12 protein-coding genes are annotated in these 13,020 nt (G+C 54.1%); all 12 read right to left on the bottom strand.

Annotated elements, in window-relative coordinates; all coding sequences use genetic code 11:
* Positions 1-64: 64 nt before the first annotated feature.
* Positions 65-1,501: a coniferyl aldehyde dehydrogenase gene (locus tag H573_RS0114630; RefSeq protein ID WP_027874920.1), complete on the bottom strand. Its 1,437-nt coding sequence runs from the start codon at positions 1,499-1,501 to the stop codon at positions 65-67.
* 158 nt (positions 1,502-1,659) lie between these two features.
* Positions 1,660-2,508, bottom strand: a complete 849-nt coding sequence (locus H573_RS0114625) for a universal stress protein (RefSeq protein WP_027874919.1) — start codon at positions 2,506-2,508, stop codon at positions 1,660-1,662.
* Complete coding sequence (locus H573_RS0114620) at positions 2,508-4,001, bottom strand: SulP family inorganic anion transporter (protein ID WP_027874918.1); 1,494 nt, start codon at positions 3,999-4,001, stop codon at positions 2,508-2,510. Before H573_RS0114620 ends, H573_RS0114625 begins: the two co-directional genes overlap by 1 nt.
* Positions 4,002-4,179: 178 nt before the next feature.
* Entirely contained in the window at positions 4,180-5,319 is a 1,140-nt protein-coding gene (gene rffA, locus H573_RS0114615; RefSeq protein ID WP_036256966.1) for a dTDP-4-amino-4,6-dideoxygalactose transaminase, read from the bottom strand.
* A complete protein-coding gene (locus tag H573_RS18450) occupies positions 5,319-6,212 on the bottom strand; it encodes a methionyl-tRNA formyltransferase (RefSeq protein ID WP_051171344.1) in 894 nt (297 codons plus the stop codon). The genes rffA and H573_RS18450 overlap by 1 nt, the downstream gene beginning before the upstream one ends.
* Positions 6,209-7,273 (bottom strand): TDP-N-acetylfucosamine:lipid II N-acetylfucosaminyltransferase family protein, encoded by a 1,065-nt coding sequence (locus tag H573_RS0114605; RefSeq protein WP_027874916.1) that lies wholly within the window; start codon positions 7,271-7,273, stop codon positions 6,209-6,211. Before H573_RS0114605 ends, H573_RS18450 begins: the two co-directional genes overlap by 4 nt.
* Positions 7,270-8,139, bottom strand: a complete 870-nt coding sequence (rfbA, locus tag H573_RS0114600) for a glucose-1-phosphate thymidylyltransferase RfbA (RefSeq protein WP_027874915.1) — start codon at positions 8,137-8,139, stop codon at positions 7,270-7,272. The genes H573_RS0114605 and rfbA overlap by 4 nt, the downstream gene beginning before the upstream one ends.
* Positions 8,136-9,212, bottom strand: coding sequence for a dTDP-glucose 4,6-dehydratase (gene rfbB, locus H573_RS0114595; RefSeq protein ID WP_027874914.1), 1,077 nt, complete (start codon positions 9,210-9,212; stop codon positions 8,136-8,138). Before rfbB ends, rfbA begins: the two co-directional genes overlap by 4 nt.
* Positions 9,213-9,232: 20 nt before the next feature.
* Positions 9,233-10,168, bottom strand: a complete 936-nt coding sequence (locus H573_RS0114590) for a glycosyltransferase family 2 protein (protein ID WP_027874913.1) — start codon at positions 10,166-10,168, stop codon at positions 9,233-9,235.
* Positions 10,169-10,179: 11 nt separating this feature from the next.
* Positions 10,180-11,223 (bottom strand): glycosyltransferase, encoded by a 1,044-nt coding sequence (locus H573_RS0114585; protein ID WP_036256965.1) that lies wholly within the window; start codon positions 11,221-11,223, stop codon positions 10,180-10,182.
* Entirely contained in the window at positions 11,220-11,966 is a 747-nt protein-coding gene (locus tag H573_RS0114580; RefSeq protein ID WP_027874911.1) for a YrbL family protein, read from the bottom strand. Before H573_RS0114580 ends, H573_RS0114585 begins: the two co-directional genes overlap by 4 nt.
* Positions 11,963-13,003 carry a glycosyltransferase family protein gene (locus H573_RS0114575; protein WP_027874910.1) on the bottom strand — a complete coding sequence of 347 codons (1,041 nt, stop codon included), beginning with the start codon at positions 13,001-13,003 and terminating at the stop codon, positions 11,963-11,965. The genes H573_RS0114580 and H573_RS0114575 overlap by 4 nt, the downstream gene beginning before the upstream one ends.
* Positions 13,004-13,020: the final 17 nt, after the last annotated feature.

The following is a 13,020-nucleotide window of genomic DNA, read 5'->3' as shown; positions in this document are numbered from 1 at the left end:
TTTTCTGGGGAGCACGGGGAGCAGCTACGCTCCCCTATTGAGACGCTGGCTAAATGACGAGCGATCAGCCCTTGAGTTTTAGCAGCAGGTTGTAGAAGCGCGTGGCGAAATTGCCATAGGGTGGACGCAACCACTCCATCGGTGAGAAACCGGGCTGATAGTAGATCGGACGCAGCTTGCTGAAGGTGATAAACCCTTCATAGCCGTGATAGTGACCCATGCCACTACCGCCCACACCACCAAAGGGCAGATCGTGCTGAGCAAGGTGGAATAGCGCATCGTTAACCGTTACGCCACCCGACATGACCCGCTCAATATACATGTCGGCCAACTCGCGCTTCTTGGTGAAAGGGTAAAACGCCAGCGGGCGGTCATGGGCATTCACGTAGTCGACCACCTCGGACGGGCTGTCGTACTCCAACACCATTAACAGCGGGCCGAAAGTTTCGCGCTGGCGGATGGTCATTTCGGGCGTGGTGTCCAACACTAGGTGCAGCGGCAGTTTTCGCGCCTCGACATTGGCTTCTTGCTCACTCAGGTTAATGACCGTTGCACCCTTTGAACGCGCATCCTCAAGGGTAGCCTGTAAACGCTGCATCGAGCGGTCGTCGATAATTGAGGTGTAGTCTTGATGATTAATATCAGGGCAGTGCTTGGCAACGTAGCGTTTGGCCTCGTTCACAAAGGCTTCTCGTTGGCTGCTGTGCACGAAGACATAGTCGACGTTGGTGCAAATTTGCCCGGCATTGAATTGCTTGATGAACATGATTCGTCCAACGGCTTTTTCAATCGGGTAGTCTGGATCAATCACCGCAGGGGCCTTGCCGCCGAGCTCCAACACCACCGGTGTCAGATTTTGCGCCGCGGCGGCCATCACCGACTTGCCGGTCTGGCCTGAGCCGGTAAACACCAGCAGGTCAAAGGGGATCTTCGAAAATTCGATGCCCACACCGCCGGTTTCATCGAAAAACTGCAGCTTGTCTTCAGCGAAGTACTTGGCGGTCAACGCGCGAAGCAAGGCGCTCAGTGCGCGCGAGTTCTCAGACATTTTCACCATGGCGCGGTTGCCCGCAGCAAAGGCTTGGGCAATAGGCACAAAGCTGAGGTTTACCGGAAAATTCCACGGTACGATGATTCCCACCACGCCCAAGGGCTGGGGAATGACACGGTTGCGACCGCCGGGAAACATGGTGTGATCAACGTGGCGTTTTTGTACGCGCATCCATTTTTTTAGATGCTTGATCACATCGTTGATGGCATCGGTTACTGCGATGATTTCCGCAAACAAACTCTCGTGACGTGAGCGATTGCCATAATCCTGACAGATCGCATCAATAATCGCTTCGCGGTTGTCGCTAAGCATGCTCTTCAAGCGCTGAAGGTCTTGTTTGCGCTCGCTGTAGTTGGGCACTGGCGCGGCCAGATAGGCCTGGCGCTGTAGGTCGAATGCCTGGTGAAGTGGTGCAGCAATCTCATTGACGGCGGGTTGTATTGCGTTCATAGCCTTCCCCTTGTTTATCGTTTTATCAGGTTTGGCGATCGCACAACGCTTGGCGGCGAGTTTTCACCCTCCAAGTGCGACCGAAATCATCACTTGAGGGCGATGTTACCGCCGAACACACCGCTAGGCGATGTGAAGAGCGGACAGATTCAGCCCGCCTAGCGTAATAGCAGCAGCGGCTTTTGGGTCTTGCTGAGCATTTTCGCCGTAAAGCTGCCCAGCAGCACATCGCGAATGCGGTGGTGGCTGTACGCCCCCATTACGGTGAGGTCGATCCCTTCTTTCGCCTGATAACTGATGAGCGCCTCGTCGATCTTTCCTTGCAGCCGCACACTCTCGTGCGCTATGCCCGCCGCCGCGAGCCGGCGACTGCCATCAGCTAAAATCTCCGCCGCCCGTTTGTCGTCGCCAACGTAAACCAGCTTGCAGGGAATATCTTTGAAAAGCGGACTGGCGGCCACCATGTCCAGGGCCTTCTGAGACGCCTCGGTGCCGTTGTAGGCAAGCATGACGTTCTTCGGTGCACTAAACGCGCTGTTCACCACCAATACTGGCCGGTGCAAGCCGCGAATAACACTTTCCAAATGGGCGCCCAATTGCCCCGCGTGGTGCTCCTCACCGCGTACGCCCATCACCAGCACGCGGATATCTTGCTCGTTTTCAATCAGCGACTCCTGCAGACTGCCATGGCGCTGCCAGCACTCAACCTGCTCCACGCCATCTGCATGCACCCGTTCTTCGGCTGCCTTGAGCATCAATTTGCCCTTCTGCATCAACAGACGGCTGCGCTCTTGCTCAACTCGGGTGAGCTCTTCCAGCAGCTCTTCCTGACTGCCAAGGCCAATACTGCCGCTTAAATCGGCTACCGCCGCCTGCGGGCGATGTTCAAGATTGTGCAGCAACTTAACCGGCGCCTGAACGCGGCTGGCGATCCACGCCGCGTAGTCGCACACGGCAGTGCTAAGTGCGGCGCCATCAATGCAGGCCAAGACATAGTTATCCGTCATCAGTGGGCTCCCAGCACTTTTTCAATTTCTTCGGGTTTATCGTGAATACCAAAGCGATCAACAATGGTTGCCGTGGCATCGTTTAAGCCGATCAACTCAACCTCTGCACCCTCTCGGCGAAATTTAATAACCACCTTGTCCAAAGCGGCAACGGCAGAAACATCCCAAAAATGGGCGCGGCTCAGGTCTATCACCACCTTATCAAGGGCTTCCTTAAAGTCAAAGTTTGCCGCGAAGCGATCCGCTGAATTAAAGAACACCTGACCGACGACGCGGTAGTTACGCTGACCTCCGTCCTCTTTGAGCACGCTGTCCACGTACATGAAGTGGCTGACCTTATTAGCAAAGAACAGCGCCGCGAGCAGCACACCCGTCAGCACCCCGAAAGCCAGGTTATGGGTCCATACCACCACTGCCACCGTGGCAAGCATAATAATGTTGGCCGACAGCGGGTTAGTCTTCAGCCCCTTGATCGAGGACCAGTTAAAGGTGCCGATCGACACCATAATCATTACCGCCACCAGTGCTGCCATCGGAATACGCGATACCCAATCGCTGAGAAATACCACCATTGTCAGCAACATCGCCCCAGCAAAGAAGGTCGACAAACGGCCTCGGCCACCCGACTTAACATTGATAACCGACTGACCGATCATGGCACAGCCCGCCATACCACCGAGCAAGCCCGAGAAAATATTGGCAATACCCTGGCCTTTACACTCGCGGTTCTTATCGCTGCCCGTGTCGGTGAGGTCGTCGACGATCGTCGCCGTCATCAGCGACTCCAGCAAACCCACCACCGCCAACGCGGCCGAGTAAGGAAAGATGATCTGCAGTGTTTCCCAGTTCAGCGGCACGTCTGGCCACAGGAACATAGGCAGCGTGTCGGGCAGCTCACCCATGTCGCCTACTGTGCGAATATCCAAACCGACAATGAGGCTAAATGCGGTGAGCGTCAGGATACATACCAGCGGCGACGGGATAACCTTGCCCACTTTAGGCAGTAGCGGGAACAGGTAAATAATCCCTAGACCCGCCGCCGTCATAGCGTAGACATGCCACGTCACGTTAGTGAGTTCGGGCAACTGCGCCATAAAGATCAAAATGGCCAGGGCATTCACAAAGCCGGTGACCACCGAGCGCGACACGAAGCTCATCAGCTGCCCCAGCTTTAGGTAGCCTGCAATGATCTGCAATACTCCGCAAAGCAAGGTCGCGGCTAGCAAATACTGCAAGCCGTGCTCCTTAACGAGGGTAACCATCAGCAGCGCCATCGCCCCCGTGGCCGCCGAGATCATCCCCGGACGGCCGCCGACAATGGCAATGACCACCGCGATACAAAACGACGCATACAGGCCGATTTTGGGGTCTACACCTGCGATGATGGAAAAAGCGATCGCTTCGGGAATCAGCGCCAGCGCAACCACTAAACCAGCGAGGATATCGGCGCGGATATTGCCGAGCCAGTCTTCTTTTTTCGACAGTAGTAACATGAAAAACTCGATTTCTTTGGGGGTAATTTCAGAGCCGTCGACACAATAGCCACAGCGAGCCGAAGAGGCATCAAGCCAGCTCCGGCGAAGAATTTTCGGCGATTATACAGAGATTGACCGAGGGCTTCCTCCGATCATTGTGGGGAAATGTCGCAGCCAGCGGCGACAGCGGGCGCAGCTATGCGAAGAAGTCATTCACCGCTTGGCAGACCCGGTCAATATCCGCTACCGACATTCCGTAGTACAGCGGCAGGCGCAATAGGCGCTCACTCTCGCTGGTAGTATAGCGATCAGCGCCATGAAAACGGCTGTATTGACTGGCGGCATCGGCAGAGTGCAGCGGCACATAGTGGAAAACAGCGAGGATGCCTTGAGCCTTTAAATGTGACAGCAGTTGCCCGCGCTGCGCCAAGTCAGCCACCTTAAGATAAAACATATGGGCGTTGTGATCACAATGAGAAGGAATCGTCGCCAAACTGACCACCCCCTTCTGGGCCAGCGGCGCTAGCCGTTCGTAATATCGCTGCCAACTTTGCAAGCGATGTTCGATGATCTGCTCAACGCGCTCTAATTGCCCCCACAGGTAGGCAGCCTGCAGCTCACTGGGCAAATAACTGCTGCCGACATCTACCCAGGAATACTTATCGACCTCTCCACGAAAAAATTGACTGCGGTTAGTCCCCTTTTCTCGAATAATTTCCGCGCGTTGCGCAAATTTCTCGTCATTAATGATAAGTAGGCCACCCTCGCCACCGCTCGTCACATTCTTGGTTTCGTGGAAACTGAAAGCAGATAGATGCCCGTGGGTACCGACAGCTTGGCCGCAGAAGCGCGACTGCACGGCTTGAGCCGCGTCCTCAACCACATACAATTGATATCGCGCCGCCAGATCCATAATGGCATCCATCTCACAGGCAACACCGGCATAATGGACGGGGACAATCGCCCGCGTTTTTTCCGTAATCGCGGCTTCGATCAGCGTCTCGTCAATATTCATGGTATCTGGGCGCACATCGACAAAGACGATTCTAGCGCCACGCAGGGCAAAAGCATTCGCGGTACTAACGAACGTGTAGCTAGGCATAATAACTTCATCACCTGGCTGGATATCGATTAGCAGCGCCGCCATTTCCAGAGCATGCGTACAAGACGGCGTAAGCAGCGTCTTTGGCACGGCCAAGCGCTCTTCAAACCATTGCTGGCACCGCTTACCAAACTGGCCATCGCCCGATATTTTGTCGCTGGCCATTGCCTGCATCACATACTGCTGCTCATTGCCTGTGAGCGGCGGGCGGTTAAAGCTAAGAAAATCTTTCATCAACAGCCCTCAAAGCGCGTACGAAATTTCAATTTGCCCAGCAAGGACGCCCCCTGCTCATCGCGCAACTCCGTAATTTTTAGCAAGCCACTGCCACACACTATCACTGGGCAATTCCCTTCCATAAAGATGACTTTCCCCAAGTGGGCCTGGCGGTTTTCAACGTTGACATCAGCCAAGGCGACAGCGTCTAGCAGGCGTACAGAAAGCCCTCCCACCAATGCCGAGGCCCCTTTATAGGGATAACCCACCGCATCGATAAACCGCCGCACCTCAATAGCAGAACGGGAAAAATCTACCCGGTAGTCTGCATCATCACGCCACAAACTGTAGCTGGCATTGGCCTCATCCTGCGCCTCCCCTTGCAGGCTGCCTGACGTGAGAATGGCACCGCCCACCTCGACCACCAGTTTGGCGTACAACGAAGCTGCCTGATCAATGGCGTCGGCAATTTTAAGTGGATAAGTAATAGGCATAGTGGCCTGCGCAACGATATCGCCGCGATCATACTGATCAGCCGCCAATAACGCCGTAACGGCAATTTCATCACAGCCATCAATAAGCATATTGACCAGGGGCGCAAAGCCGCGATATCTGGGCAGCGGCGAGTCGTGAAAGACGACCAACTTGTCCGTCTCATCGATCAGCCAACGCCAGCCGATAGCAAAAATTGCGTCACACTGCTCGTCAACACCATCCAATGCCCCGCCACGCGCACAAAACGTCAGCGACGAGGCTTTGCAATAATCTTCGATATCATCAAACGCATCGTACTCAATCGCGGCATCGCGAGCCGCCATAACATAGCCGACCGCTTCGCCGCCAAATGTCTCGAAAAACGCTTTCAGAGACTGCAGCCCCTTAGCGCCAATAATGTGAAACCCTACTTTCATGACGGCTCAAACATCTCCCGGTATTGCGAGACCAAGTTATCCTCGGAGAACACGCTCGCAACCCGCTGCTTATTGCGCTGCGCGACTTCGGGCGCAATGTGGGTGAGGTCGAAACCTTCTATATCAAAGACTTTGATGCCCTCTTCCGCGAACAATGCCCAAGGTGTTATGTCGCTGCGCATGTACACCTTTTTACCCAAGCCCAACAAACTGATTTTATTGCCCATAGCCTGTTGGCGACGGTGATTAAACACCGCGATATCCACCTCACCCAGCAAACGAACATAGTCATTGAGGGGCATGAAGCCCGTGAGCGCCTCGAATTTATCGCCGAATATCCTCTGCCCTTCAGCAATTACCGCATCGGCATAGCGCTTACGACCATAGGACAGCGGCGCAACCACACGAATATTTTCCCCAGCAAAAGGCGCAATGCGCTCGAGGATCTCCATATGCTCATTGCGCGGGTCAGCGGAATTACCCACCAATATCACAGTCTGTGTGGAGCTTTCTCCAGCGCTGACTTCAGGTAGGGGCTTATACAAATTACTTGAATACATGAAGCAACGATGCGCCTGCCCTGAAGCGCCATACCACTCCCTGGCCAATGCAATATCGCCATCAATATAGCTAACGAGGTGGCCGATGCGACGAATAACAAACGCCCGTACGCGCTCAAAAATATTTGCACGTAAGCTGCGCTTGCGGAAAATAAAATGATAGAGGTCAGCCCCCCACATAATCCAATAGCACTTCTTGAGCACCCAATATTGCAGTGCCAGTATTTTAACGAGGTCTTTGGCAAACAAACCGTGTAGAAATATCTTCTCGGCAGACTTGAACTCAGTGTAATAGAGTTTAAGCAAGGCAATGCGGCCTATCGATTTAGGCACTAGGACAACATTTTCACGCGTTTTGACGGCGAACTTATCGTCCTCCCGAATTATAAATCGGTGCTCACTGCTATCGAAATGCTGCTCAACGAAATCGATGAAAGGCTCGGTAAACTTCTGAGCATTCATACAGTGAACGATGCGCACTGCGCCACTAGCCGTGTTCATTCATGCTCCAGCAGCGACAGCAGGTAGTCACCATATCCACTTTTACCTAGAGACTGCCCCAAGCGTTCAATATCCTGACTGTTCAGCCAGCCGCGAAAATACGCAATTTCTTCTAAGCAGGCGATTTTGTAGCCCTGCCGCGACTCAATGGTTTCAACGAAGTGCGCCGCCGCCAACAGGCTGTCATGAGTACCGGTGTCTAGCCAGGCAAAGCCTCGCCCCAATAACTCGACTTGAAGATCACCACGCTCAAGGTAAGCATTGTTGATGCAGGTAATTTCCAGTTCACCGCGTTCGGAAGGTTCTATCTGCTTGGCAATATCCACCACATCATTGTCGTAAAAATACAAGCCGGTAACCGCAAAGTGACTCTTCGGCTTTTGCGGCTTTTCTTCTATCGACAACGCCCGTCGCTGCTCATCAAACTCGACAACACCAAAACGCTGAGGGTCTTTAACTTGATAGCCAAATACGGTTGCGCCTTTGCCTCGCGCAGCCGCGGACTCAAGCATTGGCCGAAACCCTTGGCCATAGAAAATATTATCCCCGAGCACTAAGCATACGCTGTCATTGCCGATAAATTGCTCGCCAATAATAAACGCCTGCGCCAAGCCCTCGGGTTTCGCCTGTACTGCATAGCTCAGGTGAATGCCAAAATCACTGCCATCGCCCAACAAGCGCTGAAATGATGATTGATCCTCAGGGGTGGTGATGATCAAGATGTCACGAATTCCCGCCAGCATTAACACCGATAGCGGATAATAAATCATCGGCTTGTCATAGACTGGCAACAGCTGCTTAGACACCCCTTTGGTAATCGGGTGCAATCGGGTGCCGCTGCCCCCGGCTAATACAATACCCTTCATGAAACGTCTCCGTCTCCAACGCCTAGGCGCTGCCTCTGATAGCTACCGTCCTGAACACGCTGGCACCACTGCGTATTTTCCAAGTACCAAGCTATAGTCTTGTTCAGGCCACTTTCAAAACTCTCTACCGGCACCCAGCCCAACTCGCGCTCGATTTTTCCTGCATCGATGGCGTAGCGCTTATCATGACCAGGACGGTCGGCAACAAAACAAATCAACTGGCGATAACTCGCGATACCTGGGGGGTGTTGCGGGCACTTTGCATCAAGCAAATCACAAATACGCTCCACCACCTCAAGGTTTGTTTTTTCATTGTGGCCACCGATGTTGTAAGTCTGGCCAACCGCTCCTTTTGTGAGCACCGTCACCAGTGCCCGGGCGTGATCCTCAACATACAACCAGTCCCGAACTTGATCGCCCTTGCCGTATATCGGTAGCGCCTTTCCCTCAAGCACGTTAAGAATCACCAGCGGGATCAATTTCTCTGGGAAGTGATAAGGGCCGTAGTTATTGGAGCAATTCGTCAGCATAACGGGCAGGCCGTATGTGCGCCCCCACGCGCGCACCAAGTGATCAGAGCTCGCCTTACTCGCTGAATAGGGCGAGCTAGGGGCATAGGGCGTCTGTTCTGTAAACAACTCTTCTGGCCCATCGAGATCGCCGTAAACCTCGTCAGTAGAGATGTGATGGAAACGGAACGCCGACTTGCGTTCTTCGTCTAGGCCAGACCAATAGCCGCGCACGGCCTCGAGCAGCTGGTATGTACCAACGATGTTGGTTTCGATAAACGCTGCAGGGCCATCTATTGAACGGTCGACATGGCTCTCCGCCGCCAAGTGCATTACCGCGTCAGGCTGATGTTCACGAAGCACCCGCGCCATCGCCTGGCCATCACAAATATCGAGTTTTTCAAACTGGTAACGCGGATTTTGTTCTGCACCGGGCAGTGATTCTAGATTTCCCGCGTAAGTTAGCTTATCGACATTGACGACGCTGTGATCAGTGTTTGCTAGCAGGTGCCTCACAACAGCGGAACCAATAAAACCAGCGCCGCCGGTGACTATTATTTTCATCGTCGTTTCTCGTTTAGGGCCTATGCCCCTTCAATTTTTTGGTAGCTGTCGGTGGTTGCCCCCATCAGCCCACTCAACACCCCTGCATTGCGCGACATCTTCATCAGCGCTTTGTAGTACGCCACGCGCTGAAACAATACAGCGGACAGCAATGCCAGCAGGCCATTTAGCACGACTTGGAAAGCCGCCGACAGCAACAAACCCACCGCCGAACGGCCGGCTTCGCGTTTTCGCCGAGACAAGGTGATACCCGCGCGATATTTTCGTTTCGCTAACCAACGACTGCTCAGCCTTGATGTAGGGATTTCTTCGTGAACACGCGCCTCTGCGCATTCAAAAATTTCCACGCCACGCTCTACCGCTGCACAAAAAAACAAGGTATCGGTGCCGCCTGCCAGCGGGCGGCTCTCGTCAAACCGCAGGCCTAGCTCTTGAGTTACATAAATCGGTATCAGCACATTGTTTGTGGCGCAGCTACCCAACGCTGTACCCGTTGGGCGTCCTTTATCAAAAAAGATCTCACCCATATATTGGGGCGCCCCTTGCGGTAGCTCGGGCACTACCGCGCCGTGCACAACGGCTTTGCCACCGAGCGACTGCGCATAGCGGTAAAGCTCACATAGCCAATCGGGCTCCACCCATTCGTCATCGTCGATAAATACCAAATAGTGGGCACCGAGCTGATGGGCAACATCTATAGCTCGATTGCGAGCAAGCGGGATACCCCGCCGAGGCTCGTGCTCATAATGCAGCGCAACACCCAGTTTGGTTTGCCAATCGCGACATACCGTTTTTGCAGACTGCTGAGGGTCGTTATCAATAACGCTGACGATAACCTCTGTCCCCTCGGGAGAAGCCATCGCCGCAATACTGGCCAACGCCTTCGCCAGCAGCTTTGGCCGCTGGCAGCTGCAGATGGCAATATTAATTCGCACTACGCTGGTGTCAGTCATCATCTGCAAGCCTGTTAGCGCTGCTCAGCAATGCGGCGGTAAAAATCGAGGTAGGCATCCACGATGACCTGGCGGCTGTATGTTGTGGCATAAACCTGCGTCGCATTTTCTACCAGCCTCTCGCGAAGCGCTGCATCTGTCAGCGCAAGGTTCATCGCTTCACTAAGCTGGCCGACATCGTCAATATCCGTCAGCAAGCCCGAGTAGTCATGTTCAATTACCTCGCCGGGGCCCTGAGAGCGGGTGGCAATAATTGGGCAGCGATGGGCAAAAGACTCCATCACGATTGAGCCCAGACCTTCATGTCGCGAGGGGCAAATAAAGGCATCGACGCTGCGCATAAGCGCAGTAACATCATTCCGCCAGCCCAAAAAGCGAACACGCTTATCCAGCCCCAGTTCACTGCACAGCGACTTTAAGGCCTGCTCTTCCGGGCCGCTGCCAGCCAGCCACAAGACTGCGTCGGGCACATTGACCAATGCGCGCAGCAGGGTATCAAAGCCCTTGTTTACGTGGAGACGCCCTGCAGCGAGTAACAGTGGAACATCAGCAGGCGTGTCAAAGCTGTCTCGCGGCAGAGGCTCGACCGGGGTTTCATCGGCGAAATTGGGAATGTGAACCACACGCTCCTCGGGCATTCCCCCCTCGATCAGGTGCTGGCAAATTCCTTTGCTGATCCCCACCCAGTAGTCAGCCTGCTGGTAATACTTCAGTTTGTAATAATGGCCGAGCCGGTTCACCAGTACGTAATCACCCTTTGGCGTTGCGTCACTGGCGCGCCCCATCCAGGTCATGACCACGTCTGGCTTGAAAGCACGCAGACGACGGCGATACACCCAGGCGTCGTAAAAATCGAATTTACCGCCAAAGCGAAAGCCCTCTGCTTCCACTCCCTGGCTACGCAGGGCGTCCAGGCGGTGAGCATGGCGACGAATAAAAGCGCGCTCGTGAATACTGCCCGATGCCTGCAGTGCGGCACTCAAGCGTACAAAAAAGTTTTCGGCACCGCCGTGCTCGGCGCCCGCTAGGACTTGGGCGATGCGCAGGGATCCACTCATGATGCGTCAGGGTCCTTCATGTTTGTCGACGAGGGCACAGCCTCGTTCTGGCTAAGCCCATCGTGAAACAGCAAGCCATGGGTGCCAGGGAAGCTATCTCGACTTCGGGTTTGAATCAGAGTGTCTATTCTCTGGTGGAAGTTATCGATTTTCCGCTGCGTCTTTTTCTGCTGCAGCGCTCTTGGCTGCCACCACAGCGGAATCACGTTGGAGCTACCGAGGCCGTCAATCACAACCAGCCGGCGAATATTCTCGCCGGCCGCGCTAACGTCGCGCTGCACGACAACATTGTGAACAAGAATATCCCGCGACGGCACGCAATGCGCGAGCCAATGCTTGCAGAGCACGTCAACCGCGGCCTGGCAGTCTGGCGTATAACCACGCTCCCAGACATATTGTTTCAGGGTGATGGAAATGCGCCCATCACTGTCGCGAATGAGTTCCGAGCTAAGGCCCCGCCCCATATCGGTGTCGACAAAGCCAAAGCAGCGACTAACGTGGTCGAAAATACTATCCGGATAGTGGCGCTCAAAGCCCTGCATAACGTGAAATTCTTCCAAACTGTCATCAAAACTAGACAGTGGCTTGAGGTTCTTGGGAAAACCCTTTTTTCGACGACAATCCTCGAGCGTGAAGTCGGGGCGCCTTACTTTGATACAGCGATCGGCATCAGCGGGGTCGATAAAGCACAGTCGATTCCCGCCCTGTGCAAAAGGTTTCTGCGAGCTAAGCGCAATTGTCATTTCATCGATCCGTCGAGGTGGATATCCCGCGCCCACACATAGTCATGGCTGAAGGGGATTCCCATACTGGCTTCAACGATATATTGAGCATAGAGCCGTGAATTCATTTCCTGGTGGTAGAACTGCCGCGCCCGTGATGCCCAGTGCTGCCGTTTAGCATCGTCAAAATGAAACTCGCGAATTTTCGCCAGCAGATCATCTTCATCATTAAAATAAACAGCGGACTCTTCGGGAAGAAGCTCGTCGAAGCGCGGGCCACTGTGGGTGAACTGCAAAATGCCATTGCCCGCCAACTGCGCCATTCGCGCGGACGAATACCAATAGTCGCCCTCTTGGCGGTTCAGGTTTAGCCCCATTTTTGTTTCGGCTAAGGCGCGATCGTAGTCGCGCCCCCACACCGGCGCCTCGCCAAAACTGCCATAGGTTTTGAAATTCATTTGGTCTTTTACCGCCTCTTTTATACGGCCGACCATTTCCAGGCGCTGGGTAAATTTGGTGGCATTACTACAGAACAACAAATCGATGGGCAGATCAGTTTTCCGCGAGTTATCCAACACCTCAACGGAAGCTTCTACGGGGTTAGGCATGTGATAAAGCCGCGCACCAATGCCTTCAAATTGTTTGAGCTCGCGCCGACCCGTTGAGACGAAAACGGCATCGCTAACCGAGGCGCGCGAAGCGATACGCTCAACATTGCTGGGCACAAACAGCGGGTCATTATTGCAGTGGGCAATAAAGCAATTCGGAGCGAGTTTTTTCACCTCTCGCAGAGTGTCGTTACTGATCATGTCGCAATGACCGGCAATGACAAGATCGGGCTCCATCGCATCGACCATCTCCAGCAAGCGCTTGTTGGCCTTGCCCACCCCCAAATCGCGAATGCCCAGGGGCGCCTCAAAGGCAGCGATATCTCGGTCGCTAAACGTTTGCAGGTAGTGGTCGTTCTTAATCAGACCAAAGCTGAGTTTCTGCGCCCAACTCACCCGAGTCTGGCCGTAGCGGCGCAGCTGTTGATAGGCGATGTGCAGTACTCTCATAGTTATCTCGTTCTTGT

The organism is Neomelitea salexigens DSM 19753 (assembly GCF_000422345.1).
In the GTDB taxonomy this organism is placed as follows: Bacteria; Pseudomonadota; Gammaproteobacteria; order Pseudomonadales; family Spongiibacteraceae; genus Spongiibacter; species Spongiibacter marinus_A.
Note: the sequence above shows the minus strand (reverse complement) of the source record. Positions and strands in the feature narration are given on the sequence as shown.

What these genes read in the sequence shown, in the direction of transcription:
- H573_RS0114630 (WP_027874920.1), bottom strand. Translation starts at nt 1,501, where the DNA reads ATGAACGCAATACAACCCGCCGTCAATGAGATTGCTGCACCACTTCAC.
- H573_RS0114625 (WP_027874919.1), bottom strand. Translation starts at nt 2,508, where the DNA reads ATGACGGATAACTATGTCTTGGCCTGCATTGATGGCGCCGCACTTAGC.
- H573_RS0114620 (WP_027874918.1), bottom strand. Translation starts at nt 4,001, where the DNA reads ATGTTACTACTGTCGAAAAAAGAAGACTGGCTCGGCAATATCCGCGCC.
- rffA (WP_036256966.1), bottom strand. Translation starts at nt 5,319, where the DNA reads ATGAAAGATTTTCTTAGCTTTAACCGCCCGCCGCTCACAGGCAATGAG.
- H573_RS18450 (WP_051171344.1), bottom strand. Translation starts at nt 6,212, where the DNA reads ATGAAAGTAGGGTTTCACATTATTGGCGCTAAGGGGCTGCAGTCTCTG.
- H573_RS0114605 (WP_027874916.1), bottom strand. Translation starts at nt 7,273, where the DNA reads ATGAACACGGCTAGTGGCGCAGTGCGCATCGTTCACTGTATGAATGCT.
- rfbA (WP_027874915.1), bottom strand. Translation starts at nt 8,139, where the DNA reads ATGAAGGGTATTGTATTAGCCGGGGGCAGCGGCACCCGATTGCACCCG.
- rfbB (WP_027874914.1), bottom strand. Translation starts at nt 9,212, where the DNA reads ATGAAAATAATAGTCACCGGCGGCGCTGGTTTTATTGGTTCCGCTGTT.
- H573_RS0114590 (WP_027874913.1), bottom strand. Translation starts at nt 10,168, where the DNA reads ATGATGACTGACACCAGCGTAGTGCGAATTAATATTGCCATCTGCAGC.
- H573_RS0114585 (WP_036256965.1), bottom strand. Translation starts at nt 11,223, where the DNA reads ATGAGTGGATCCCTGCGCATCGCCCAAGTCCTAGCGGGCGCCGAGCAC.
- H573_RS0114580 (WP_027874911.1), bottom strand. Translation starts at nt 11,966, where the DNA reads ATGACAATTGCGCTTAGCTCGCAGAAACCTTTTGCACAGGGCGGGAAT.
- H573_RS0114575 (WP_027874910.1), bottom strand. Translation starts at nt 13,003, where the DNA reads ATGAGAGTACTGCACATCGCCTATCAACAGCTGCGCCGCTACGGCCAG.